Annotated in this window: 19 protein-coding genes, 2 tRNA genes and 1 other RNA gene; 18 read left to right on the forward strand and 4 right to left on the reverse strand. The window is 61.9% G+C overall.

Annotated features, from left to right (window positions below):
• Positions 1 to 133: 133 nt before the first annotated feature.
• Positions 134 to 2,041, forward strand: a complete 1,908-nt coding sequence (locus tag QP752_RS00155; protein WP_284803883.1) for a hypothetical protein — start codon at positions 134 to 136, stop codon at positions 2,039 to 2,041.
• Positions 2,042 to 2,117: 76 nt separating this feature from the next.
• Here the strand turns inward: QP752_RS00155 and QP752_RS00160 are convergent, their stop codons facing one another.
• A complete protein-coding gene (locus QP752_RS00160; protein ID WP_246814881.1) occupies positions 2,118 to 3,149 on the reverse strand; it encodes a prephenate dehydrogenase in 1,032 nt (343 codons plus the stop codon).
• A gap of 52 nt (positions 3,150 to 3,201) precedes the next feature.
• Here QP752_RS00160 and QP752_RS00165 point away from each other — a divergent pair, with 52 nt between their 5' ends.
• From QP752_RS00165 to QP752_RS00195, 7 genes are all read left to right on the forward strand, one after another.
• Entirely contained in the window at positions 3,202 to 3,684 is a 483-nt protein-coding gene (locus QP752_RS00165; RefSeq protein ID WP_256021940.1) for a tRNA adenosine deaminase-associated protein, read from the forward strand.
• A 41-nt stretch (positions 3,685 to 3,725) separates the two neighbouring features.
• Entirely contained in the window at positions 3,726 to 4,154 is a 429-nt protein-coding gene (locus tag QP752_RS00170; protein WP_284803885.1) for a nucleoside deaminase, read from the forward strand.
• 90 nt (positions 4,155 to 4,244) lie between these two features.
• A complete protein-coding gene (locus QP752_RS00175) occupies positions 4,245 to 4,451 on the forward strand; it encodes a CsbD family protein (RefSeq protein ID WP_070363288.1) in 207 nt (68 codons plus the stop codon).
• A 49-nt stretch (positions 4,452 to 4,500) separates the two neighbouring features.
• Positions 4,501 to 4,588 (forward strand) — tRNA-Ser (locus QP752_RS00180).
• Between the two features lie 377 nt (positions 4,589 to 4,965).
• The gene (locus QP752_RS00185) at positions 4,966 to 7,368 is read left to right on the forward strand and encodes an MMPL family transporter (RefSeq protein WP_284803887.1); all 2,403 of its coding nucleotides are present in this window, start codon (positions 4,966 to 4,968) and stop codon (positions 7,366 to 7,368) included.
• Entirely contained in the window at positions 7,365 to 8,615 is a 1,251-nt protein-coding gene (tgt, locus tag QP752_RS00190) for a tRNA guanosine(34) transglycosylase Tgt (RefSeq protein WP_070477262.1), read from the forward strand. Before QP752_RS00185 ends, tgt begins: the two co-directional genes overlap by 4 nt.
• 193 nt (positions 8,616 to 8,808) lie before the next feature.
• Positions 8,809 to 9,138 carry a helix-turn-helix domain-containing protein gene (locus QP752_RS00195; protein WP_168161602.1) on the forward strand — a complete coding sequence of 110 codons (330 nt, stop codon included), beginning with the start codon at positions 8,809 to 8,811 and terminating at the stop codon, positions 9,136 to 9,138.
• On the opposite strand, the gene QP752_RS00200 is transcribed toward QP752_RS00195, so the two are convergent.
• Positions 9,135 to 9,800 (reverse strand): queuosine precursor transporter, encoded by a 666-nt coding sequence (locus tag QP752_RS00200; protein ID WP_246814882.1) that lies wholly within the window; start codon positions 9,798 to 9,800, stop codon positions 9,135 to 9,137. The genes QP752_RS00195 and QP752_RS00200 overlap by 4 nt on opposite strands.
• Before the next feature lie 19 nt (positions 9,801 to 9,819).
• Here QP752_RS00200 and gluQRS point away from each other — a divergent pair, with 19 nt between their 5' ends.
• Both gluQRS and QP752_RS00210 read left to right on the forward strand, forming a co-directional pair.
• Entirely contained in the window at positions 9,820 to 10,740 is a 921-nt protein-coding gene (gene gluQRS / locus QP752_RS00205; RefSeq protein ID WP_284803891.1) for a tRNA glutamyl-Q(34) synthetase GluQRS, read from the forward strand.
• Between the two features lie 168 nt (positions 10,741 to 10,908).
• Positions 10,909 to 14,490: a YPDG domain-containing protein gene (locus QP752_RS00210; RefSeq protein ID WP_284803893.1), complete on the forward strand. Its 3,582-nt coding sequence runs from the start codon at positions 10,909 to 10,911 to the stop codon at positions 14,488 to 14,490.
• Between the two features lie 497 nt (positions 14,491 to 14,987).
• On the opposite strand, the gene QP752_RS00215 is transcribed toward QP752_RS00210, so the two are convergent.
• Positions 14,988 to 15,073 (reverse strand) — tRNA-Ser (locus QP752_RS00215).
• 114 nt (positions 15,074 to 15,187) lie between these two features.
• Between QP752_RS00215 and ffs the strand changes: the two genes are divergently transcribed.
• From ffs to QP752_RS00250, 7 genes are all read left to right on the forward strand, one after another.
• Positions 15,188 to 15,286: signal recognition particle sRNA small type (gene ffs, locus QP752_RS00220), an RNA gene on the forward strand.
• A gap of 104 nt (positions 15,287 to 15,390) precedes the next feature.
• On the forward strand, positions 15,391 to 16,677 hold the full coding sequence (locus QP752_RS00225) for an aminotransferase class I/II-fold pyridoxal phosphate-dependent enzyme (RefSeq protein ID WP_246814883.1): 1,287 nt from the start codon (positions 15,391 to 15,393) through the stop codon (positions 16,675 to 16,677).
• A complete protein-coding gene (locus QP752_RS00230) occupies positions 16,674 to 17,210 on the forward strand; it encodes a hypothetical protein (RefSeq protein WP_070477271.1) in 537 nt (178 codons plus the stop codon). Before QP752_RS00225 ends, QP752_RS00230 begins: the two co-directional genes overlap by 4 nt.
• Positions 17,211 to 17,228: 18 nt before the next feature.
• Entirely contained in the window at positions 17,229 to 19,205 is a 1,977-nt protein-coding gene (locus QP752_RS00235) for a DNA polymerase III subunit gamma and tau (protein WP_284803896.1), read from the forward strand.
• Positions 19,206 to 19,278: 73 nt separating this feature from the next.
• Positions 19,279 to 19,656, forward strand: coding sequence for a YbaB/EbfC family nucleoid-associated protein (locus tag QP752_RS00240; protein ID WP_070363280.1), 378 nt, complete (start codon positions 19,279 to 19,281; stop codon positions 19,654 to 19,656).
• A gap of 58 nt (positions 19,657 to 19,714) precedes the next feature.
• Positions 19,715 to 20,341 carry a recombination mediator RecR gene (recR, locus tag QP752_RS00245; protein ID WP_070363279.1) on the forward strand — a complete coding sequence of 209 codons (627 nt, stop codon included), beginning with the start codon at positions 19,715 to 19,717 and terminating at the stop codon, positions 20,339 to 20,341.
• Positions 20,342 to 20,422: 81 nt separating this feature from the next.
• Entirely contained in the window at positions 20,423 to 20,701 is a 279-nt protein-coding gene (locus tag QP752_RS00250) for a hypothetical protein (RefSeq protein WP_005391230.1), read from the forward strand.
• A 628-nt stretch (positions 20,702 to 21,329) separates the two neighbouring features.
• Here the strand turns inward: QP752_RS00250 and QP752_RS00255 are convergent.
• The gene (locus tag QP752_RS00255) at positions 21,330 to 22,508 is read right to left on the reverse strand and encodes an IS256-like element IS1249 family transposase (RefSeq protein WP_005323424.1); all 1,179 of its coding nucleotides are present in this window, start codon (positions 22,506 to 22,508) and stop codon (positions 21,330 to 21,332) included.
• A 202-nt stretch (positions 22,509 to 22,710) separates the two neighbouring features.
• Here QP752_RS00255 and tet(W) point away from each other — a divergent pair, with 202 nt between their 5' ends.
• Entirely contained in the window at positions 22,711 to 24,630 is a 1,920-nt protein-coding gene (tet(W), locus tag QP752_RS00260) for a tetracycline resistance ribosomal protection protein Tet(W) (RefSeq protein WP_204083760.1), read from the forward strand.
• The last annotated feature ends 228 nt before the right edge of the window (positions 24,631 to 24,858 follow it).

The following is a 24,858-nucleotide window of genomic DNA, read 5'->3' on the forward strand; positions in this document are numbered from 1 at the left end:
TAAGGACGAGCGAAAAGCAACCCGCCACCACGAAAATGGTGGCGGGTTGCTGCTTGAGAAGTACCACATCGTTTTGTACATTGAATGGTGGATTACTGGGTTTGCAGCCCCGCAACCTATACGAGAGGGAACAATGAAAATTTCGAAGACCGCTGGTTACTACGGCCGCTTGGCGATGGCGTCCGCACTCGCCGGGACATTCACACTCGTCCCAGTGGCAGCGAACGCTGACACCACGACCGAGACGCCCACCCAGGCGCCCGTCACCACGACAGCAACCGCTCCTTCGAGCATTGCTTCCTCCAGCGTGACGCCGAGCGCCAGCGCCACCCCAACCGTGAGCGTTGCCCCGTCCGTCGCGGGCGCACCAGCAGTGGCGACGACGCCAGCGAAGCCGAAGAAGGCGTCGACAAGCGATAAGCCGGGCACTGGTACGAGCGGTGTAGAGCTCGAGTCCGGTGCGTGGACGTACACGGCGGTTGCGGGGCACCCAACCGACGGCAGCGTCTACGCGCTGTCCACCGCGCCGCAGGAGAACCACCTGCTGAAGATCGATCCGGCGACGGGCAACGTCGAGGATCTTGGGGCTGCACGCGTCGAGCACGGCGCACTTCCAACCGACATCACCACGGCAACCATTACCTCTCATGGTCGCCTTATTGTGTCGGAGGAGCTGGCTAAGGACGGCGACAGCTACTACGCCATCGACCTGGACAAGCTGAGCACGGCCTCCACCCCGGTGTTCACTGAGCACAAGGTGTCGGTGGATACCTTCAGCAAGCCGAAGGACTTCAAGGCACCGGGTGCGTGGGGCACGGCTTCCAAGAAGGTCGACCCGAAGGGGGAGTACCTGCACGCATACGCTGAAACCCTCGACGGCAAGCCAGCGCTGTGGACCCTGAACACCGACACCGACAAGCTCAGCGTGACCACGTTGAAGGTGGCACATGGCGTCAAGACCGAGGGCATCGACCGTCTGGGTGAGGTTGCCTACGCAGTGACCAAGGACACCGACGTCTTTGTTGCCGGCGACAAGGACGGCAACACCGTCGAGTTCAAGCCGACGCAGCTGAAGATCGGCCCTGGCGACGAGCTCGTGGCCACGTTCTCCCAGGACGGCGACGACACGCTCAGCGAGGTGCTCGGCGCCGATAAGAAGTTCGGATTCACCGCCATCAAGCACGCGGGTGAGGAAAAGGACACGGATACGCCGAAGTCGGAGACTGGAACGACGACGACAACCACTGAGTCCACGGTGACGGAGACCCCGACGCCTTCCGAGCCAACGACGCAGGCGGCAACGACGTCTGCAACGACAACGACTCAGACCACGACCACTAAGAAGGAAGAGGCCGCGGAGCCGCGCACGCTCGAGGTCGAGATCTACGCAGGTAGTGGCAGTGATAAGAAGCCGGTCGAGGGTGCACGCCTGGTCGTGCCGAGCCTGGACAACCGGGAGCTCGACGGCTCGACCGACGCCGACGGCTACATGTCGACGACCCTGCCACTAGAGCTCAACGACAAGAGCTTCACGGTCCGTCTCGCAGAGGCGCCGGAAGGGTTTAAGAACAAGTCCATCCAGATCAAGAAGGACGACCTGGTCAAGGAAATCACCCTGGACAAGGACACCCGTGCAACGAGCACGAAGTCCAAGCCGCAGGAGATCCTTGAGGTATTCAAGGAAGTCAAGCCACTGCTCGGCGCGTTCGGTGCCCTCGCGGGTGCAGGCGCGGGAGCTGCAGGCTCGAAGTCGACGAGCTCGAAGACTTCGACGACCTCAACGTTCTCCAACTCCAAGAGCTCCGGCACCGTGTCCACCGGACGCACCACCAGCGCAACGTCCCGAAGCACGGCAGCGTCCCGTTCCACGGCGAAGAGCACGTCGCGTAGCTCCAGCAAGTCCTCCTCGACGACCACGTCGACCCGCAGCGGGGACCTCGCCGATACCGGTACCCCGATGTCCGGCGTGATCACGCTCGGCATTGTGCTGTTCCTGATCGGTGGCGCGTACGTCTTCATGGGACGTCGCCGCGACGCATAAAGCGCATTAGCAGTACAGAGTAAAGGCCCGAAGGGAGTGATCCCCTCGGGCCTTCGTCATACCCAGCAAACGCGAGCTAGAACACCTCGACGCGCCCGCCCAGAGACTCGATCTGGCGCAGCTGCTTCACCCAGCCTGGCGCGCCCGGGTGCAGGCGCATCACAGGGCGCGAAGAAATCTTCACCGGTGACACCGACTCACGTCGCGCGCCCGAACGTGCCAGCATACGGGTGTGCGCCCGGTGGCCGTTCTCGGCGAGGCGCTTCATGGAAGGAGCGTCGGCGGAGAGGGCGGAGCGGGCGTCGGCAAGAAGTTCGGTGAACTCGTCGATGATGCTGACGAGGCTCTCCGCGTTGGTTTCGCACATGTTGCGGACCAGCGACGGGTCCGTGCCCGCGACGCGCGTGGCGCCCTTGAATGAGCCAGCCGCAAGCGACTGCGCCAACGTGCCGCCGCGATCCCCGACCACGGAGAGCGCCTCCGCAATCACATGCGGAAGGTGGGACACGCGGGCCACTGCCTCGTCGTGGCGCTTCACCGACACCGGCACGGCCTCAGCGCCCGTCACCGCGACCAGGTTGCACACGTCCGCGAACAGGCTCGCCCACGTCTGTGGCACCTTGTCGACGCTCTCCGCGTAGTCATACGTCACCACCCACGCCGCGCGCTGGAACAGCCCCTCTTGGGACGCCGACCAGCCGGAAAACTCGGTGCCGGCCATCGGGTGCCCGCCAACGTAGCGTTCCTCAAGACCGCGCTCCAGCACGAGGTCGTACACCGGCTGCTTCACGCTCACCACGTCTGTAATGCCGCAGCTCGGAGCGTGCTCCGCGATGGCGTCCAGGACGGTCGCCACGGCATCCATCGGTACCGCGATCACGATCAGGGCCTGCTGCGCCTCTGCCTTCTGCAGTGCGGCTTCGAGATCGTTGGTGACGTCGAAACCATCTTTTTGCGCAGCCCTCGTGCCCGCATTCGAGTGCGTGTAGCCGAACGCATCGTGGCCGGCCGCGGTGAGGTCGCGAATGATGGAGCCACCGATCAACCCCAGCCCAACAATGCAGACGGGAGGCAGGTGGCGCGAAGAATGTAGGAATGAGGCAGTCACGGTTTCACATTCTAGTGACAAATTCACTGCGTGCAGGCTAATGTCGTGAGACATGGCACAGGAATTTCCAGACGGGTACGCAGTGACAGTCGCCCAGCACGACGGCGCATGGTCCGTGCACCGCTACAACGACAGCTTCGACTCGCTGGAAGACACCATCGCCGCAGTACGCCGCCTCCGCAGCGAAGGCCCGGCGTTTGCGCTGCTCAACGTCGAAAATGAGTACGTTGTGGTGCTGCGCCCAGGCCCAAACAGGGCACGCATCCTCCTTAGCGACGCCCCCATCGCCGTCGACGACGACTACGCCGCCGACGCCCTCGAAGAAGCCGGCTGCGACATCCCCGACATCGACCCCGACGACCTCGACGACACCGACAGCTGGGCCGACGGCGACTTCGACATCCTCGCCGACCTCGGCCTCACCGAAGAACGCCTCAGCCTCCTTCTCGACGCCGACGAAGAACCCGCCGACCTCATTGACGACATCGCCGACGCCCTCGGCTTCGCCGACGAACTTCACGAAGCACTGCGGTAACGTTGGCCTGCTCAAGCTGGCAGCGGCGCGCCACCGCCCGCATGCAACAAGCGCTCGACCTCGCGGCAACGACCCCGCCCGGCGACGTGCCCGTCGGCGCCCTCGTCTTCGACGCTGGCGGCGAGGTGATCGGCCGCGGCGTCAACCGGCGCGAACAACGCCAAGACCCCACCGCCCACGCCGAAGTCGAAGCGATCCGGGACGCCGCGCGCACCCTCGGGACCTGGCGCCTTGACGGCTGCGAGCTCGTCGTCACCTTGGAACCCTGCACCATGTGTGCCGGGGCCCTGCTCGGCGCCCGCATCGACTCGCTCATCTTCGGCGCCTTCGAGCCCAAAACCGGCGCCGTTGGCTCCCTGTTTGACGCCCTCCGCGACCCTCACCACCTCCACCAGATCCAAGTCCGCGGCGGGATCATGGAGCCCGAAAACGCCGCCCTCCTCGCCGACTTTTTCCGGGGCCTGCGCTAATACTTAACCGAATTGTTACAGCGCCGTCCTGCCAAAGTGGCTACCATGGGGAACCGTTAGCTTAAATACGAAACGAAAAGGAGCAATCTCATGGCTTTTGAAGGAGCAGCAGACAAGCTGAAGGGCACCGCTAAGGAAGCAGCTGGCAAGCTTTCCGACGACAAGTCCCTCGAGAACGAAGGCAAGGCAAACCAGCTCATTGGCGACGCAAAGGACAAGGTCAACGAGGCAGCCGACTCCGTCAAGGACAAGGCAAACGAAGTTGCCGCCAAGGTCGAGGACAAGCTGAACGACTAGTCCCCGCCTTGATTTGGTTGCTCGGGCAAGAACCGTTACTCTGGTTTGCGGTAGCGTGTCCGAGCGGCCGAAGGTACTCGCCTCGAAAGCGAGTGAGGGTAAAACCTCCGCGGGTTCAAATCCCGCCGCTACCGCCAATTAAAAACAACGCACCCTGGGTTCGCCTGGGGTGCGTTGTTTTGGTTTTTGGGGGCCCCGAGTGCGCGAGTGCCAAAGGACGCAATTCGCAAAACGAGCATTTGTATTCCCGCAGGCCAGAAAAGGGCTAGAGGTATGGTGTTGCGTCTTTTGGCACTCGCTCCTTTGTATGTGCACCACATTCCCTGTTTTGGGGTGGGGTCGGTGCGTTTCCCCAGGTCGTCTAAGGCGGGGAACAATTTCGCTTGGTCAAACCGGTGACCTGGGTATGAAGGGAAATCGAGTCCAGCAAGGGTTCGCCTATAAGATGGCCTGGTAGTGTGCCACGGTTTGGTGGCAGTCAGAATCGAGAAGCGACAGTGAGGACGTAAACACCGTGGCGAAAATGCTGTTTCGGCTTGGGCGCTGGTCATTTCTGCATAAGTGGAAGGTGATCGTGGCGTGGCTGTTGCTGCTCGGGGCGACGGCGGCAGGGGCGTTTTCGCTGATGAAGCCGTTTACGTCGGAGTTCTCGATTTCGGGAACACCGGCGATCGATGCGTTGGAGGACATGGACCGACACTTCCCGGGTGAAGGGAACGTGGCGACGGCGCCCGGGGTGAATTTGGTGTTTGCGGCGCCGGAGGGGCGTCGATTAGATGAGCCGGAGTTCATGGCGGGGATGGACGCGACGGTCGGCTACATCGAGGAGCACCTGGAGGGGCTGACGGGGACGGACAGGTTTGGCAACCCGGTGAATGTGAACCGGGAGCTGGGGGAGATGATCGTCGGGCAGATGACGCAGATGGGCCTGCCTGAGGAGCAGGCGAAGCAGGACGCGTACTACCTGCGGATGGTGTCGGATGATGGCCGGATCGGGTACACCACGTTTGAGTTTGGTGCGGAGTCTTCGATGTCGGTGTCGGAGGAAGAGCGCGCCGTGGTCAATGAGGCGCTGGAGATCGGCCGGGAGGCTGGCCTGCAGGTTGAGGCCGGTGGTGCCGGGTTCGGAGACCCGATCCAAATTAAGACGACGTCGGAGATGGTGGGGCTCGCGGTGGCGTTCGTGGTGTTGATTGTGACGTTTGGGTCCTTGGTGGCGTCGACAATGCCGATTGTGAGTGCTGTTGTGGGGGTGGGTATTGGTGTGCTGGCGGTGCTGATCACGACGCATTGGGTGGAGCTCAACGAGGTCACGCCGGTGCTGGCGGTGATGATCGGCCTGGCTGTCGGTATTGACTACGCGCTGTTCATCCTGTCGCGGTACAGGCAGGAACGGCAGACGCTGGACGCGCCGGAGGCGGCGGGCCTGGCGGTGGGCACGGCCGGGTCCTCGGTGGTGTTCGCGGGGGCGACGGTGTTCACAGCGCTGGTGGCGCTCTCCTTGGCAGGTATTGAGTTTTTGACGTGGATGGGCCTGGCGGCGGCGCTGACGGTGCTCATCGCGGTGCTTGTGGCATTAACGCTGCTCCCGGCGCTGCTGGGGGTGTGGGGTGATCGCTCGTTTGGTGGGAAGCTGCCGTGGTTCGCGGGCAACCCTGGCCCGGGTAAGCGGCCTGGCCGCGACTTGTCGGCGAAGTCGGTGGGCCGGTCCTGGGTGAATGTGGTGCGCAGGTTCCCGGTGCTGGTGATGACGGTGGTCGTGCTGGGGCTGGGTGCGCTGGCGTCACCCTTGCTGCAGCTGGAGATGGCGTTGCCGTCGGATACGACGTCGAACCTGGACACGACGCAGCGCAAGTCGGCGGACCTGATGGCGGAGGGCTTCGGCCCGGGGGTCAACGCACCGTTCCTCCTGGTTGTCGACGCCACCTCCGTCAACCCGGACGCGGAGATGCTGCAGCCGTACATGGCGATGATGCCGGACGAGGCTGGCGGGCGCGCGCAGAAGGCAGCGCTGGCGTCGTTTATGTACGCGGTGCAGGAGGCCAACAGCGTCAACGGTATCGAGCACGCGCAGCTCGTCGGCGCGAATGAGGACCTGACGGCGGCCCGGATCCTGGCCACCCCGAAGGGCGGTCCGGAAGAGGAGTACACGCTGGAGGTGGCGCATGCGCTGCGTGCGAACAATGTCCAGGTGGAGGATGCGACGGGGACGTCGATAGGCCTGACGGGTCTCACTGCGGTGCAGATGGACATTACTGAGGAGCTGGGCGACGCGATGCCGCTCTACCTGGCGATTGTGGTTGGGCTTGCGATCATCCTGCTGATCCTGGTGTTCCGCTCCATCCTGGTGCCGGTGGTGGCGGGCCTTGGCTTCCTGCTGTCGGTCGGCGCGGCGTTCGGTATGACGGTGGGCCTGTTCCAGCTCGGCTGGGGCGGACTTGTGAACACCCCCGGCCCGATCCTGTCATTTATGCCGATCTTCCTGATCGGCGTCACGTTCGGCCTGGCCATGGACTACCAGGTCTTCCTGGTGACCCGCATCCGCGAGCGCTACCTGAAGTTGCGCCGCGCCGGCGACCCGGAGGCGGAAATCAAGGCGGTGCGCGAGTCCACCGTCGAGGGCTTCGTGCAGGGCGCGCGCGTGGTCACGGCCGCAGCAGTCATCATGATTGCGGTGTTCGTGGCGTTCATCGACCAGCCGTTGCCGTTCATCCAAATCTTTGGCTTTACGCTCGGCGCCGCCGTATTTTTCGACGCCTTCTTCGTCCGCATGGCGCTCGTCCCCGCTACGATGTTCATCCTGGGCCGTTCCACCTGGTGGATGCCGAAGTGGCTGGACAAGGTGCTGCCGGAAGTTGACGTGGAGGGCACCGAACTCGAAGCCGAATTCCACCCCGAATCACTGGAGCACGCATGACCGACGACCTTTCCTTCGACCTGAACACCACCCTGTATGACGCGCCGGGTAAGCATGGGCGCACGGGTGTGATCCATACGCCGCACGGCCCGATCCAGACCCCGGCGTTCATCCCGGTGGCCACGAAGGCCACGGTGAAGACGCTCACCCCGGAGCAGATCCACCAGACCGGTGCGCAGGCGATCCTGTCCAACGCCTACCACCTGTACCTGCAGCCCGGCCCCGACATCGTGGACGAGGCCGGGGGCGTCGCCGCCTTCGAGAATTGGGACGGCCCGACCTACACGGACTCGGGTGGCTTCCAGGTGATGAGCCTGGGCGTCGGCTTCAAGAAGGTCCTGGCCATGGACACCGCCGGGCTCACCGACAAAGACATCCGGGCTGAGAAGCGCAAGCGCATGGCGATGGTCGACGAAGACGGCGTCGACTTCAAGTCTGTCATCGACGGTTCCAAGCACCGCTTCACCCCCGAGGTGAGCATGCAGATCCAACACCAGCTCGGCGCCGACATCATGTTCGCCTTCGACGAGCTCACCACCCTCGTGGATACCCGCGACTACCAGGAGCGTTCCGTGGAGCGCACCCACCGCTGGGCGAAGCGCTGCCTCGACGAGCACCACCGCCTCACCGAGGCGCGCACGCACCGCCCGAAGCAGTCACTGTGGGGCGTGGTGCAGGGCGCCCAGTACGAAGATTTACGACGCCACGCCACCCGCGGACTGCTCGACCTCGACAGGGAGGCGCGCGAGGCCGGCCGACGCGGCTTCGGTGGCTTCGGCATCGGCGGCGCCCTGGAGAAGGAAAACCTGGGCACCATCGTCGGCTGGGTCACCGATGAGCTGCCCGTGGACAAGCCGCGCCACCTGCTGGGCATCTCCGAGCCGGACGACATTTTCACCGCCGTCGAAGCCGGCGCCGACACGTTCGACTGCGTCGCGCCGACGCGGCTTGGTCGCCGTGGGGGCGTCTATACGCTGGACGGACGCATGAACCTGATGAACGCCCGGTTCAAGCGGGACTTCTCCGGCGTCGACGAGGAGTTCGGCGGCTACGTCTCCGAGAACTACTCGCGCGCCTACATCCACCACCTGCTCAAGGCCAAGGAGTTCTTGGCGGGGACGCTGTGCACCATGCACAACCTGGAGTTCATGATCCGCCTGGTGGACAACATCCGCCACGCCATCGATGCCGGGGAGTACGAGGCGTTCCGCGACGAGTTTATGGGCAGGTACTACGCGGGGAAGTAGATGATGGTGGCTAGAGGCTCTGTTGCTGGGTGGGTACAACAAACTGCGTGCGCCAAGTAGCAAGCAAGAACAGAAGGAGATTCGAGCTGCAAGGGCTGCGTTGGAGCAGTGGAAGCGTGACCAACCCTCTTGATCTTATGTGCTGTAACACATAAGATCAGGGGTATTGAATCAGCGGATGAAAGGTGTGGGAATGGGGACTACAGCATTTGAAGAATTCGTAAAACCGTATCGGGAAGCAGCTTCACCAGCTGCTGAGATCGTGCGAGATGCTGCTGCTCGTGCGTTTGCTTCCGAGATTGCAGACCGAAGGGCAGTGGGTGCTGCCCTGATGGCAGCGAGGAAAGAACGCGACGCAACGCAGCAAGAGGTTGCAGATTCCGCTGGGATCCAGCAAGCCGAGTTGAGCCGCATTGAAAACGGGCTTGGTAACCCGACTGTTGACACTTTGCTCAAAGTGCTTGCTGCCCTTGATCTCAGATTGGTGTTCGAGCCAGCTCCTAGCGCTGGCTCTGGGCGTTAGCTTCGCAGCTCCGCGTGCAGTTCCTGCTCGCGGCGGCGCACCCACGCGATGGTCGGGTACGTGATCGGGAGTAGGACGACTTCGAGCAGGGTCTTCCACAGGAAGCCGACGACGACGTAGTTGATGAACTGACCTGGCGTTTCGATGCCGATGACCGCCGCTGCGATGGCGCAGAACAGGAGGGTATCGGCGAACTCGCCGACGATGGTGGAGCCGATGAGGCGAGCCCATAGGCGGTCGTGTCCGAACCGGTCTTTCATTTTCTGCAACACCCACGCGTTGAGCAGCTGGCCTGCGATGTAGCCGGCCAGGGACGCCATGACGATGCGCGGCATGAGGCCGAGGATCGTCGAGAAGGGTTCTTGCATGTCGTAGAAGTCGGCGCCGGGGAGCCAGATGGCGATGTAGAAGGACACGACGGCCAGGATGGCGATGCCGAATCCGGTGAAGATCGCCCGGCGGGCGGCTTTGAATCCGTAGACTTCGGCGAGCACGTCGCCGAGGACGTATGCAAGTGGGAAGAGGAAGAAGGCGCCGTCGGTGATGAATGGTCCGAGGGCGACTCCCTTCTGTGCTGTGATGTTGGAAATGAGGAAGACGGCGCAGAACACAGATACCAGTACAGGGTAAAGCGATCGCGCAAAAGTTTCTTGGTTTGTCACGGCTACATATCCTATACACATGAATGCTGGACGGTATGCACCTTCTCCGAGTGGGGATCTCCATTTCGGTAATTTGCGGACGGCGTTGCTGGCGTGGTTGTTCGCGCGTCAGAGTGGGCGGCGTTTTTGGTTGCGGGTGGAGGATGTTGATTCGGAGCGTTCGTCGGAGGCGGCGGGGCGTCGTCAAATAGAGGACTTGTTGGCGTTGGGTCTTGATTTTGATCCGCCGGTGGTGTGGCAGTCGCAGCGTTCGGCGTTGTATGAGGCGGCGTTGTCGCAGCTCCCGGTGTATGAGTGCTACTGCACGCGCCGCGAGATTCGGGAGGCGGCGAGTGCGCCGCATGCGCAGCCTGGGATGTACCCGGGCACATGCAGGGATTTGGATGAGGAGCAGCGAGCTTTTCGACGCCACCAGCTTTCGCAGCAGGGCCGCATGCCTGCCCTTCGCCTGCGTGCCGATGTGCGGGAGTGGACGGTTCGTGACTTCTTTGCCGGGGAGGTGACTGGGCCTGTCGATGACGTGGTGGTGCGTCGCGGCGGTAACCTTGCGCAGGCGCAGGCGGGGGACTGGGCGTATAACTTGGCGGTGGTCGTCGACGACGTGGACCAGGGGGTTGACCAGGTGGTTCGTGGGGATGATTTGTTGATGTCGGCGCCCGCGCAGGCGTACATGACGCACTTGTTGGGCGGGCAGGAACCCGAGTATGTGCACGTGCCGCTGGTGCTCAACGCGGAGGGCAAGCGGTTGGCGAAGCGCGACGGGGCGGTGACGTTTGCGGAGATGTCGCAGCGCATTGGGGTGGATGGCGTGGTGCGGGCGCTTGCAGAATCGATTGGGTGCGCAGGCGCTGTGACGGCGCAGGAGATCCTTGAGCGCTTTGACCCTGAGAGGCTCTCAGCGGATCCTTTCGTCTGGACAAATACACCCGAGCGGGGGTAACCGCTGGTTGAATAACATGCATGTGATGCAAATATTTTGACGACAACTGTGCAGGTCCGGACGTTCGCTGAAAATAAACTGTCAAAAGTACTTGAAACTTCTTAAAAACCGTTCATGATGAATGGATAGCACAAATAACACACAGTTGCCTTTGAGGGGAGTTTCAGAATGCGAAATCGTAGAATGTCAGCCACTGTGGTGGCGCTGGCGCTGGGGGCGTCCGCGCTCGTGGTGCCACAGGTGGACGCGCAGAGCGCCGAAGAGAACCGATGCCACGACGTGCTGAGCGCGAACACCTTGTTCCCGCACCAGCGCATCGGTGGCGTGAGTACTCCGAACGAGGGCTCGTTTGAGCCGGGCACCCGCGCCGTTGTCAACGAGCAGGGCCAGGTTGAGGTGTACTACTGGGTCAGCCTCCACGGCGACGGCGAGCACGCTGTGGACTCGATGGTTTCCGAGCTGCGCATGAACCAGACCGGCATCTCTGATTTCGAGGAGACCTTCACCCTTTCGGCGGTGTCTGTAGGGGAGACTATCCCAGGAGCGGTGCGTTCCGGCGAGGATAGCACCACCAATATGGACCTGAAGGTCACCGGCACCGCGCACGTTGAGCCGGTCGAGCTGCACCTTTCGGAAGGCTCCCCGGTGGTGTCCGCGAAGGTCACCCTCGAGGACGTGAAGGACATCAAGGAAGGCGAGACACGCACGTTCGCGTGGGTCGCCCGAAGCGTAGGCAACGGCTACGAGAACTTCCCGAACCGCCTGGGCTTCGAAGCCCGCAACATCGCCGAGGTTGACCTGCTGCCGGTCCCGGCAGAGAACGCGCAGTGCTTCCCGCTGCAGGCGGCTCAGGACGAGGTGCCGGTTGTCACCGCGAACGGCAAGGAGTTTGCGACGAACATCCAGGTCACCAACGGTGCTGGAGAAGATTACGCTCGTGTGATTGCTGTCGTGACGCGAAACGGTAAGGCTGTCGAGGGCGCGAATGCGCGCGTCGATAAGGATGGCCGCGTGCATGTCACCCTGCCTGTCGGCGGGACCGGCGAAATCGACAACGAGAAGCCGGAGGCGCTCCAGGTTGAGGTGTACGCCACCCCGCGGGATGGCTCCGACCAGCTCAACCTGCAGAAGTACAAGGACAACGCCAAGATCGGCGAAACGTTCCAGCTCAAGACCCAGCAGTGGGCCCCAAGCTACGGCAACGAGAAGACCTCCCCGGGCAAGACGGCAACCGTCGCGCTGAAGCCGGGCAGCCCGAAGTACCCTGACGGCACCACCTTCGAGGTCGTCGGCGCTACCCCAAGCAGTGAGGCCCGCCCATGGGACGTCACCCTGGAAGAGGGCAGCAACGCGCTCAAGGTCACCGCGCCGATGAGCGCGCGCCTGGAAGACACCGTGACCGTGCAGGTCAAGGCCACCTACCCAGACGGATCCCACGACGTGCTGGAGTCCGTGGTCGGCGTTGACACGACCCTGGCACAGGAGCACACCCCTGGCTACGACGTCGTGATCACCCGCCCATCCGTCACAGTGACGCTGCCGCAGGTCCGTGACCAGGAGCTGCCAGCCGACACGACCTTCAAGATCGCCCCTGACCAGCAGCTCGGTGATTGGAAGGTGGGCGTCGATAAGCGCACCGGCGAGATCACCGCAACGCCGCCGGCGAACGCCCGCGACGGCGAAACCAAGACCATCAACGTCGAGGTGACCTTCCCAGACGGCTCCACCAAGGTCGTACCGGGCACCGTCATCGTCAGCGCGCCGCCGCAGGCACAGAACCCAGACGCGTACTACCTGGCGGAAACCACCCGTCCAGGCGTCGAGGTCACCGTGGACGCCCCAGAGTTCAGCGCTGATGCGCCGAAGGGCACCACGTTCACCATCCACGACGCCTACGAGGCACCGAAGGGCTGGAAGGTCACCGTCGGCGAGGACGGCTCCGTCACCGCGACCCCGCCGGCCGATGCCAAGCCAGGCGACCGCATTGTCGTGCCTGTCCAGATCACCTACCCGGATGGTTCCTCGATCACTCGCCCAGCGGTCGTCGTAGTTGTCGACGACGCCCCCAAGGGCACCAACGACGTCCAGTTCCCACCGAAGCCGACCAAGCCGGGCACCGTCGTAGTTGTCACCCCGAAGGGTGGCACCGAGGGCTCCACCTACGTTGTCGAGCAGAAGGACATCCCTGAAGGCTGGACCATCAACATTGACGAGAACACCGGTGTCGCGCACGTCACCCCACCAGCAGACGCCAAGCCAGGCGACTTCGGCGTGATTAACGTGCAGGTCACCGACCCGAACGGCAACACCATCACGCGCCCAATCGTCGTGACCGTCATCGACGACCCGGCCGCACCCGTCGACCCGAACCCGGCCACCCCGTCCGCCCCCGACCAGAACTACGCCCCGAAGCAGACCAAGCCGAACCAGACCGTGACCGTCAACCCGACGCCACGCGCGCCGGGCGGCACCGCCTTCGTAATCTCGCCTGAGTACAAGGCGCCGAAGGGCTGGAAGGTCACCGTCGGCGAGGACGGCTCCGTCACCGCCACCCCGCCTGCCGACGCCAAGTCCGGCGACTACACCGTCGTCCCAGTCGACATCACCTACCCAGGCGGCCAGAAGGTAACCCGCCCAGCAACCATCCTGGTTGTTGACGACGCCGACACCCCCGAAGGCCAGCCACCAGTCGACTACAACCCTGGCCGTACCAAGGGCGGCGTCACCGTTGTCGTGCCGCCAAGCACGCAGCCTGACGGCGCGACCTTCAAGATCGTCGACGGCTGGAAGGCGCCGGAAGGCTGGAGCGTCACCATCAACGACGGCGGCTCAGTCTCCGTCACGCCACCTAGCAACGCCAAACCAGGAGACCAGATCGTCGTCCCAGTAGAGGTCACCTACCCAGGCGGCAAAACCGTCACCCGCCCAGCCGTCGTTACCGTCAGCGGTGACACCCCGTCAACCTCCGCAGGTAACACCCCTCCGACCATTGAGGTCAAACCGGGCACATCGCACGTTGAGGTCCACGTGCCAGGTGCTAACATCGGCGACCTCAAACTCCCCGACGGCTGGACCGCTCAGCGCGAGGGCGACAAGGTCATCATCGTCCCGCCAGCTGAGCGAACCCCGGACCCCAAGGGCTTCGACATCACGATCCCAGGCCGCGAAGGCGACGTCACCGTCCACGTCGTTGTCCAGGGTGAAGACCAGCCGAAGACCCCAGGCAAGAGCTCGACCGATGACCTGCAGCGCTGCTTCGCCGACATGTCCTCCCACGGCGGGCCACTCCTGTGGCTCATCCCGCTCGGGTTGGCAGTCGCCGTCGGCGCGCCACTCATCGCCGCAATGGGCCCAGAGATCAGCGCCTCCGCGCGCCGTGTCTCCGAGCAGATGAACATCCCGAACCCGTTCGGCAACTTCGGCGACAACCGACCTGACTTCCTGAAGCAGCTCGACGTTGAAGCCGCCCGCCTGAACGCCAAGTTCGGCCCGCAGGCCACCGAAGCCCTCGGCGCCATCGCAGCGGTCACGCTCGGCATTGGTGCCCTGGCCGGCCTGCTCTCCCTGTGTGCCCCAGGCGAGAACGGCGCAGCCAACAAGATCCAGCAGAGCTCCAACGAGGGCTCCTCGCTCGGCGACTTCCTCGGCCGGAAGCCATCGACCACGGCACCTGCCACGACCTCGACGGCAGCTCCCACGACGGCACCAGCCACGACCTCGGCTGAGCCGACCACTACAGAGAACAAGTAGCTCCTCTGTATACAACCCCGCGACCTGTGAGTTGGGTCGCGGGGTTTTGTCGTGCTGGACCCGCGCACCAAATTCCCTCATACGGTCGGTGCGACCTGGGGAAATGCCTTGGCGACTTTTCAAAATGCCGGATTTTGGTGCGCAACTACCCTCCTCGCGCACCACATTCCTGGGTTTTCGCGGGACGGATTGGAAAAGTCAAGGTCACTGGCAGCCGGTGGGGGAATTTGGTGTCTCCGTGCGTGGTGCAAGTGCCAAAGGACGCAGTTTTTGTTGGGGGAGGGGGTAAAAGCCCAGGTCGTGAAAAGTGGGTTGCGTCCTTTGGCACTCGGGCGATGGGTAGTGCACCACATTCCCTCACGAAGCGAGCGCGACCTGGGGAAATGCTCGGGCACCACTCCGAAAAACAGGGAATGTGGTGCACAGCAAGCCCAATGCAAATACAAAAACAGCGCACCCGGCGAAAAACTTCAACCGGATGCGCTGTCTGAATAGCGCGGAGGATGTGGGATTTGAACCCACGAGGGTCGTGAAACCCGCACGCGTTCCAGGCGTGTGACATAGGCCGCTAGTCGAATCCTCCTAGTTGCGACACATCATGCGTCGAGGGACTACTTTAACCCATCCCCCCAGGTTCCGACAAAACGCCTGCGCAGTCAATGTTTTGCAACGCCTAAAGCTTCAGGCTAGAGTGTTCTGCAGGATCTCACGCGGTGCTCATCTCGTGAACTCCCCCAGGGCGGGAACGCAGCAAGGGTAAGCGGGCGCTGGCAGGTGCGTGAGGTCCCCTTTTTTATGGGGTAAAACTGGGGAAAAACCGTCGCGCGGGGTGGGGTGTCGCTAGTACGATGATGGGTCGTTAGTAGATACGCCGACGTACTCGAATAGGACACCAAGACATTGAACACCCCGTTGAAAGAACTAGATGCTGAGCAGCTTGCAAGCCTGGCTGCTGAGTTGCGTGAGCAGTACAAGCAGCTGGAGGAGACCAACATGGCGTTGGATCTCACGAGGGGGAAGCCCTCGGCGCGCCAGTTGGACTTGGCGGACGACCTGTTGGCCCTGCCGGGTGTGGGGAATCACCGTGACGCCTCGGGTGTGGACGTGCGTAATTACGGCGGCCTGACGGGCATTTTGCAGTTGCGTGAGTTGTGGGCCGAGGCGCTCGGCATTGACCCGAAGCTGTTGGTGGCGGGAGACTCGTCGTCGCTAAATATTATGTTTGACCTGGTGTCCTGGGCGTACACGTTTGGGACGAATGATTCGCCGCGGCCGTGGGCGGATGAGCAGCGCGAGCACGCGATTAAGTGGCTGTGCCCAGTGCCCGGCTATGACCGCCACTTCACGATTACGGAGCGCTTCGGCTTCGAAATGATCACTGTCCCGCTGCTGGAGGACGGCCCCGACATGGACGTCGTGGAGGAACTGGTGAAGGACCCTGCCGTGAAGGGCATGTGGTGCGTGCCGGTGTTTTCTAACCCGACGGGCGCGGTGTACTCGCAGGCGACTATCGAGCGCCTGGCGGCGATGGAGACGGCCGCGCCGGACTTCCGCATTGTGTGGGACAACGCGTACGCGGTACACACGCTGACGGATACGTTCCCGGTGAACGCGGACGTGCTTGCGCTGTCGGCGAAGGCGGGTAACCCGAACCGGTTCTGGTACATGTCGTCGACGTCGAAAATTACGCACGCGGGCTCGGGTGTGGCGTTCTTTGCCTCGTCGGAGGAGAACCTGGAGTGGTATGAGTCGATCGCGAATGTGCGAGGCATCGGCCCGAACAAGGTGAACCAGTTGGCGCACGCGATGTACTTCAAGGACGCGAATGGTGTGCGTGAGGTGATGCGGAAGCATGCTGAGTCGCTGGCGCCGAAGTTTGAGGCTGTGCTTGAGGTGCTGGAGAACCGGCTCGGGGGCACGGGCGTGGCGTCTTGGTCGACGCCGAAGGGCGGCTACTTCATCTCCTTGGACGTGATGGATGGGACTGCGACTCGCGTGTGGGAGCTGGCGAAGCAGGCCGGCATCAGCCTGACGAAGGCGGGTTCGGCGTTCCCGAAGGGGAAGGACCCGCACGATCGTAATATTCGTTTGGCGCCGTCGCTGCCGCCGCTTGAGGAGGTCACGAAGGCGATGGACGGCGTGGCCACGTGCGTGCTGCTGGCGGCGGTGGAGAAGCTCGGCGCATGACGGGCGACGAGCTTGTCGCCTGGCTGGCCTCGGTGTTTCCGGGGATGCAGCTTTCGCTTGTCGACGCCCGCGCCGTCGCCACCGCGGAACTGAACGGTGCGAACGTGGCGGTTACCGCCGGGTTCAGCGGTACTGACATGGGGCTGGTGGCGCTTCACGATGGCGGCCCCGAAGTTGTGTGCGAGGTGATGGCGGTGGGGGACGTCGATAAGCAGGTGCTTGCCCAGGCCGTTGTGGACGTGACCCGCGAGCTTGAGCGCCTTGGCGTGCCGGGGCAGCCTGGCGTGCTACTCGAGGGGCTGCTGGCGGACGCGCCGGGCACCGTGCGGCACGGGCTGCTGCGGGAGCCGGAGGTGTTCGCGCAGGGCACCCCGATGGTGCGTGAGCCGCGCCGGATCACGCTGCTTCTGGAGCTGATTGCGCTCACCGATGAGGAGTTCGGGATCGCCTCCGAGCAGGGCTATCCGGTGCTGGAGCGGCGTCTGCGCAGGCGTGGCGTGGATGTGAAAGATTGGTGCCGGGAAGAGGGCTGATCGTCTACACTTGGCGCCGTGGCTCTGTACCGGAAATATCGTCCTGCAACGTTTGGTGAGCTGGTTGGGCAAGACCAGGTGACTGTGCCGTTATCGAACGCTCTCGACAACGGGCGCATCAGCCATGCGTACCTGTTTTCGGGGCCGCGGGGGTGCGGCAAGACGTCCTCTGCGCGCATTCTGGCGCGCTCGTTGAACTGCGTTGAGGGGCCGACGTCCACTCCGTGCGGCAAGTGCGCGTCCTGCGTGTCGCTGGCGCCGGGTGGCACCGGGAACCTGGACGTGATGGAGCTGGACGCCGCCTCCCACGGCGGTGTCGACGACATGCGTGAGCTGCGCGAACGCGCCATGTTCGCGCCTGCGGAGTCCCGCTACCGCGTCTTCATCATCGACGAGGCGCACATGATTTCGCCCTCCGGCAACAACGCCCTGCTCAAGATTGTGGAGGAGCCGCCAGAGCACCTCATCTTCATCTTTGCGACGACCGAGCCGGAGAAGATCCTCGGCACGATTCGCTCGCGTACCCACAACTACCCGTTCCGCCTGCTGACCCCGCAGGCGATGCGCCACCTGTTGGAAAACATTGTGGCGGAGGAGGGTGCGTACGTCGACGAGAACGTGTACCCGCTGGTCATCCGCGCTGGCGGCGGTTCGCCGCGCGACACGCTGTCCGTGCTGGACCAGCTGTTGGCGGGCGCCGGCCCGGACGGCCTGACCTACGAGATGGCGCTGCCGCTGCTCGGGGTCACGGACCTCACGCTTCTCGACGCCGCCATCGACGCCCTCGCCACCAAGGACGCCGCGGCGATGTTCCACACCATCGACAAGGTGATCGAGTCCGGCCACGAGCCGCGCCGTTTCGCCCTCGACCTGCTGGACCGACTGCGTGACCTGCTGCTCATCGTCACCGTGCCGGATGCCTTCGGCGAAGGGCTTGTCGACGCCCCCGTCGACCGCGCCGAAATCCTCCGCGCCGAAGCGCAACAGTTCCACCCGTCGACGCTGGCCGCGCTCGCGACCGAGGTCAACGACCGCATCGCGGACCTGCGCGGCGCGACGTCCCCGCGCCTGCTGCTGGAAGTGATGATGGCGCACCTGCTCACGATGGGCGACCGCCCGGCGGTTTCCTCGGCTACCTCAGCTGCACCGGCGCCTGCTGCCCCTGCGCAGGCGGCCCAGCCTGCCCAGTCGGCCCCGTCGCAGGGTGGGGGAGCCGCGGCCGCTGCGGCTGCTGCGGCCAGGATCGCGGAGCGCCGCAAGGCGCAGAGCGCGCCAAAGCCTGAGCCCAAGCCCGAGCCGAAGCCTGAACCGAAGCCGGTGCCGCAACCACCCGCGGAACCCGCAACGCCGCCGAAGCCGGAACCAACCCCGGCACCGAAGCCAGAGCCAGCACCTGCGGAGGACCTCCTCGAACTCGTGCAGCGTGACTGGATGAAGCTGCGCCAAGCTGTGGGCAAGCGCAACCAGGTCGCCGAAATCATGCTTGCCGAGGCCAAACCGCTCTCCTTCGACAACGAAGACGGCCAGCCCACACTGCTCATCGGACATAACACGGGTGCCCTCGCGGAGCGCCTCAACGCCGACAACAACAACGCGGACATCGTCGCGGTGTTCTCCGAAGCGCTTGGCACCAAGGTTGCCGTGCGTTGCGTGGTGGGCACGAAAGGGGCGAAGGGGGCGTCGAAAAGTGAAGCAACCCCAAAACCCGCAGCGCAGCAGCCCACTGACTGGCGGGCGATAGCGAAGGCCGCCGGGCAGCGCAGCGCGCAACAGGAGCGCCGCGAGCGCGAGGAAGTCCCACCGCCGCCCGAACCATTCCACGAAGACGCCGGATGGGAACCGCCACCGCCGCCGCCTGAGCCCTACAGTCAAGAGGACGAAGAGCGCGACATGGTCGACCAGGCCGAGGCCGAGTCGGCGACCTTCGATCGTCGCGACGCCACCGAAGTCGCCATGGACTTGCTTGCCAGCGAACTTGGAGCCAAGCCCTTGTAAGCATTCAGGAATCACCGGGTACACTGGTGAGCAAATTAGACAAAATCACTGACACGAAAGGGTGTTACACACCATGACCCAGCCAAATATGCCTCAGGACATGCAGGAACTCATCCGCCAGGCAGCCGAGGTGCAGCAGGCGCTGCAGCAGGCACAGCAGGAGCTGCTCAGCACCACCGTCACCGGCACCGCTGGCGGCGGCCTGGTCACCGTCGTCATGACCGGTGGCGCAGAGATCACCGACCTGCAGATCAAGCCGGAGGCTGTTGACGCCGACGACGTCGAGACGCTGCAGGACCTCATCCTCGCCGCATACCGCGACGCCCACAACAAGGCCGGCGAACTGGCACAGGAGAAGATCGGCCCACTGACCGGCGGCGCAATGCCACAGGAGGCTCCTGGTGGTCAGCAGCCTGCACCTGGTGAGATTCCGTTCGGCGGCATCATCTAAACCCACCCGCTTGAACGCCTGGCACTTCGCCAGGCGTTTTGTGTTGTAAAGGACCCCCATGTTCGAAGGACCGCTCCAAGACCTTATCGACGAGCTCTCGCGCCTCCCCGGCGTCGGACCCAAGTCTGCGCAACGGATCGCCTTCCACCTCCTCCAAACCGAGCCCGAAGATATCGACCGACTCCGCGCCGCCCTCGCCGGCGTCCGCGACGGCGTGACGTTCTGCCGCATCTGCAACAACGTCTCCCGCGAAGCGGTCTGCCGCATCTGCGCCGACTCCGGTCGCAAAAAAGACCTCATCTGCGTCGTCGAAGACGCCAAAGACATCCAGGTCATCGAGCGGACCGGCGAGTTTAACGGCCGCTACCACGTGCTCGGCGGGGCACTGGACCCACTCGCGAACGTGGGCCCCAAGGACCTCGCCGTCACACCCCTGCTGAAGCGCATCGGCGGCGTCCTCCCCGACCTCGACGGTGACGACGCCCCCCAAATCACCGAAGTCATCCTCGCCACCGACCCCGACACCGAAGGCGAAGCCACCGCCTCCTACCTGGCCCGCCTGCTCAAAGACTTCCCAGATCTGACCGTCTCCCGCCTGGCATCCGGCATGCCGCTCGGCGGCGACCTCGAGTTCGTCGACGAACTCACCCTCTCCCGCGCGCTCTCCGGGCGGCTCACGTTGTAGGAGGTGCTGTGCACCAAATTCCCTCACTGACCCTAGGTGGCAGGCTGGTTGTGGGCCAGAACCCGAAGGAGGTCCGCACCCATGTCCCCACACGATATTCCCCCGCTGATCCCCAAGCCACCAGAGAAGGATTGGGCCGATTACAACACCAACCCCGACCCCGGCAGGACTCGTAAACGTCGGCGTGCAAGCATGCTTTCTGCACGCGATGTGCTGGCGTTGCCGACTGTCACCCTTGCACCCGGTGCCACGCTTTCCGATAGTGAGTTGGTCATGCCGGATGCTGCGGCAGTCGTGTTTATCCCCAACACTGAATGCTCATGTACGGTAAAGAAGCAAGCAACCGAAAACAATAGATAGACCGCCAGCACTACACTATTCCGAACCAAAGACCAAAAGATAAGCATTTTGAGAAAATCTAAACTTTTGGATTTTCCTACAATGCCGACTACGGCGGAATCCCTCCCACTCCTTATATATTTCTTTCTGTATACATTGAATTTGTATTTAGTAAAATGCAGACAACACCACGGATCGGCTTTTGGCTGGACAATTCCAACCAAACACCGCAGCAGACAGTAGAAACCATTCTGAACGTTAGGAAGCCGGTATGATTGTTACATATAAGGGGAAGAAAAATTTCTTTTAGATACTTGTTTTCCTAAAACTGATGTGATATAATAATTCAATTCCAGAAAAGGAGTAAAAAATATGCGGCAAGGTATTCTTAAATAAAACTATAATCAAATAGTGGGAACAAAGGATTATGATAGTCCCTTTTGTAGGGGCTTAGTTTTTTGTACCCAATTTAAGAATACTTTTGCCTTATCAATTTTGACATATCCCCAAAAACAGCACTCACAAACAGGTGTATGCTGTATATGTGTATGTCCGCAAATTATCATCCCCAGTGGTAAAAGTATTTTACTGCTGGGGATTTTTAGGGTTAAGGGTCAAAATGTGTGTCTGGCTCGGCGTGTCGCGGGGGTTAGATTTGGCCTTTTTGAATGCCGATTGAGTGGGTGTAGTCGGTGTCGATAGCGTTGTCGTAGAGGGCTGGGCGTCCTGTTTCGTGGTCGGCTTGGTTCTCGGTTTGGGTCAGGGTGGATACTTTGGCGAGTTGGCCCTGGCCCCAGTCGGACTGCCTGGCGATTCGTACTGGATCGTCAGGCAGTTCCGTTTTTAAGTAGAGCCACCAATCCAGCATGCGGCGTTGTCGTTCGCCTGATCTGCCGCGGTGGGTTCTGGCGAGCAGTTTGAGCTGGGCGTTGATGCCGCCTTCTAAGCTGTTGGTGGTGGATTTGATCCGCTCGGGCGCAAGGACTCCTGCTGGCGGGTTGAGGTAGACAAACAGCATCTCGGACCGCCAAAGATGGTTGAGGCTGTTGTAGGCCTTGCGCACGTTGTGGTGGGTCCACACGCGGGTCCATGCACCTGTTTTGGGGTCTTTGATCATGGTTTTCTCGTTCATCCATTCCCGGTAGATCGTTGAAAACTCGTGCAGTTGCACACCCCACGCGGCGGCTTCATCCAGTGTGGTGATCCGGGTCAGTTTCAGCGCAAGTCGGTAGATGGTGCGCCCGGCATCGGTGCGTGGGTTGGTGGTAGTGTAGCGGCGGACCACGCGTTGGGCGTGGACGAGGCAGCGTTGAATTTTCGTAGTCGGCCAGCACTTTTTGATTGCGCTGTATGCGCCTTGGCCGCCGTCGATGACGGCGATGAGTGGGGCTTCGATGCGTTCAAGCAGCAGTTGGTAGTCGCGGGTGGTTTCGTGTTTGCACCAGTGCCAGGCGATCACGTGGTCGATGGTCGCCGCGACGATCAGGCAGCCACCGGCGGTGTAGGTGCCATCGAGAAATACCTGGTCGTAGATCCGCTTGTGGTGGCCGGCGGTGGGGTCAGGCACATCAACGAGCCAGCACCACTTGAAGCGCCGCTTCATGGTGGCGCGGCTAACACCGTTTCGTTTGGCTAGGTCGTCGAGTGATATTGCGGTGGTGCAATGCTCGATGAACTGGGTGAACACTGCCGCGTTGGTGATGTCGTTTCGACGTTTGACGCTGGAGGCGCCGCATTGTTTGCAGCGCCATCTGGTGGTGCCTTTGCTGGTGGTGCCGTTGCGTTTCATTTCACCGCCGCAGTGGCAGCGTGGTTGGTTCTTCGACATTGCGACACCACACCACGCCGCGCATAGCACATCACGGCTGCCACACCGAGGATTTCCCGTCGGGGGCTAGATATATGCTTCCGGAGCATATACTTTCCGGAAACCTACAGGTCAATCCGTGAAAATCCGCGATTCCGGACACACTTTTTGACCCTTAACCCGATTTTTATGCCCTTCGGGGCAGTAAAGGGAGGACAATCACATGAAAATAATCAATATTGGAATTCTTGCCCATGTAGACGCTGGAAAGACGACCTTGACGGAGAGCCTGCTATATGCCAGCGGAGCCATTTCAGAACCGGGGAGCGTCGAAAAAGGGACAACGAGGACGGACACCATGTTTTTGGAGCGGCAGCGTGGGATTACCATTCAAGCGGCAGTCACTTCCTTCCAGTGGCACAGATGTAAAGTCAGCATTGTGGATACGCCCGGCCACATGGATTTTTTGGCGGAGGTGTACCGCTCTTTGGCTGTTTTAGATGGGGCCATCTTGGTGATCTCCGCTAAAGATGGCGTGCAGGCCCAGACCCGTATTCTGTTCCATGCCCTGCGGAAAATGAACATTCCCACCGTTATCTTTATCAACAAGATCGACCAGGCTGGCGTTGATTTGCAGAGCGTGGTTCAGTCTGTTCGGGATAAGCTCTCCGCCGATATTATCATCAAGCAGACGGTGTCGCTGTCCCCGGAAATAGTCCTGGAGGAAAATACCGACATAGAAGCATGGGATGCGGTCATCGAAAATAACGATAAATTATTGGAAAAGTATATCGCAGGAGAACCAATCAGCCGGGAAAAACTTGTGCGGGAGGAACAGCGGCGGGTTCAAGACGCCTCCCTGTTCCCGGTCTATTATGGCAGCGCCAAAAAGGGCCTTGGCATTCAACCGTTGATGGATGCGGTGACAGGGCTGTTCCAACCGATTGGGGAACAGGGGAGCGCCGCCCTATGCGGCAGCGTTTTCAAGGTGGAGTATACAGATTGCGGCCAGCGGCGTGTCTATCTACGGCTATACAGCGGAACGCTGCGCCTGCGGGATACGGTGGCCCTGGCCGGGAGAGAAAAGCTGAAAATCACAGAGATGCGTATTCCATCCAAAGGGGAAATTGTTCGGACAGACACCGCTTATCCGGGTGAAATTGTTATCCTTCCCAGCGACAGCGTGAGGTTAAACGATGTATTAGGGGACCCAACCCGGCTCCCTCGTAAAAGGTGGCGTGAGGACCCCCTCCCCATGCTGCGGACGTCGATTGCGCCGAAAACGGCAGCGCAAAGAGAACGGCTGCTGGACGCTCTTACGCAACTTGCGGATACTGACCCGCTTTTGCGCTGCGAGGTGGATTCCATCACCCATGAGATCATTCTTTCTTTTTTGGGCCGGGTGCAGTTGGAGGTTGTTTCCGCTTTGCTGTCGGAAAAATACAAGCTTGAAACAGTGGTAAAGGAACCCACCGTCATTTATATGGAGCGGCCGCTCAAAGCAGCCAGCCACACCATCCATATCGAGGTGCCGCCCAACCCGTTTTGGGCATCCATCGGACTGTCTGTTACACCACTCCCGCTTGGCTCCGGTGTACAATACGAGAGCCGGGTTTCGCTGGGATACTTGAACCAGAGTTTTCAAAACGCTGTCAGGGATGGTATCCGTTACGGGCTGGAGCAGGGCTTGTTCGGCTGGAACGTAACGGACTGTAAGATTTGCTTTGAATACGGGCTTTATTACAGTCCGGTCAGCACGCCGGCGGACTTCCGCTCATTGGCCCCGATTGTATTGGAACAGGCATTGAAGGAATCAGGGACGCAACTGCTGGAACCTTATCTCTCCTTCACCCTCTATGCGCCCCGGGAATATCTTTCCAGGGCTTATCATGATGCACCGAAATACTGTGCCACCATCGAAACGGTCCAGGTAAAAAAGGATGAAGTTGTCTTTACTGGCGAGATTCCCGCCCGCTGTATACAGGCATACCGTACTGATCTGGCCTTTTACACCAACGGGCAGAGCGTATGCCTTACAGAACTGAAAGGGTATCAGGCCGCTGTCGGCAAGCCAGTCATCCAGCCCCGCCGTCCAAACAGCCGCCTGGACAAGGTGCGCTATATGTTTCAGAAGATAATGTAACGTCTTGCGCAATGCAAGCGTTCATTGCTGGCTATTGCGAAATATCATTGAGCGTTCGAGCAGGCGCTGAGGCGTTTCCCCAGGTCGCGAAAATCCAATGAGGGAATTTGGTGTCACCCCAACCGGGCCGAGTGCCAAAGGACGCAACCGCTTATTTGCGACCTGGGCTTTTCCCGAGTTCCTCGGAACGAATTGCGTCCTTTGGCACTGGCTCCTAGAGCGCTAGCG

It is taken from the genome of Corynebacterium sp. UMB10321 (assembly GCF_030228725.1).
GTDB lineage: Bacteria > Actinomycetota > Actinomycetes > Mycobacteriales > Mycobacteriaceae > Corynebacterium > Corynebacterium pseudogenitalium.

Coding starts and splice junctions, on each gene's coding strand:
- QP752_RS00155 (WP_284803883.1), top strand. CDS start 134: ATGAAAATTTCGAAGACCGCTGGTTACTACGGCCGCTTGGCGATGGCG.
- QP752_RS00165 (WP_256021940.1), top strand. CDS start 3,202: ATGGCACAGGAATTTCCAGACGGGTACGCAGTGACAGTCGCCCAGCAC.
- QP752_RS00170 (WP_284803885.1), top strand. CDS start 3,726: ATGCAACAAGCGCTCGACCTCGCGGCAACGACCCCGCCCGGCGACGTG.
- QP752_RS00175 (WP_070363288.1), top strand. CDS start 4,245: ATGGCTTTTGAAGGAGCAGCAGACAAGCTGAAGGGCACCGCTAAGGAA.
- tgt (WP_070477262.1), top strand. CDS start 7,365: ATGACCGACGACCTTTCCTTCGACCTGAACACCACCCTGTATGACGCG.
- QP752_RS00195 (WP_168161602.1), top strand. CDS start 8,809: ATGGGGACTACAGCATTTGAAGAATTCGTAAAACCGTATCGGGAAGCA.
- gluQRS (WP_284803891.1), top strand. CDS start 9,820: ATGAATGCTGGACGGTATGCACCTTCTCCGAGTGGGGATCTCCATTTC.
- QP752_RS00210 (WP_284803893.1), top strand. CDS start 10,909: ATGCGAAATCGTAGAATGTCAGCCACTGTGGTGGCGCTGGCGCTGGGG.
- QP752_RS00230 (WP_070477271.1), top strand. CDS start 16,674: ATGACGGGCGACGAGCTTGTCGCCTGGCTGGCCTCGGTGTTTCCGGGG.
- QP752_RS00240 (WP_070363280.1), top strand. CDS start 19,279: ATGACCCAGCCAAATATGCCTCAGGACATGCAGGAACTCATCCGCCAG.
- recR (WP_070363279.1), top strand. CDS start 19,715: ATGTTCGAAGGACCGCTCCAAGACCTTATCGACGAGCTCTCGCGCCTC.
- QP752_RS00250 (WP_005391230.1), top strand. CDS start 20,423: ATGTCCCCACACGATATTCCCCCGCTGATCCCCAAGCCACCAGAGAAG.
- QP752_RS00255 (WP_005323424.1), bottom strand. CDS start 22,508: ATGTCGAAGAACCAACCACGCTGCCACTGCGGCGGTGAAATGAAACGC.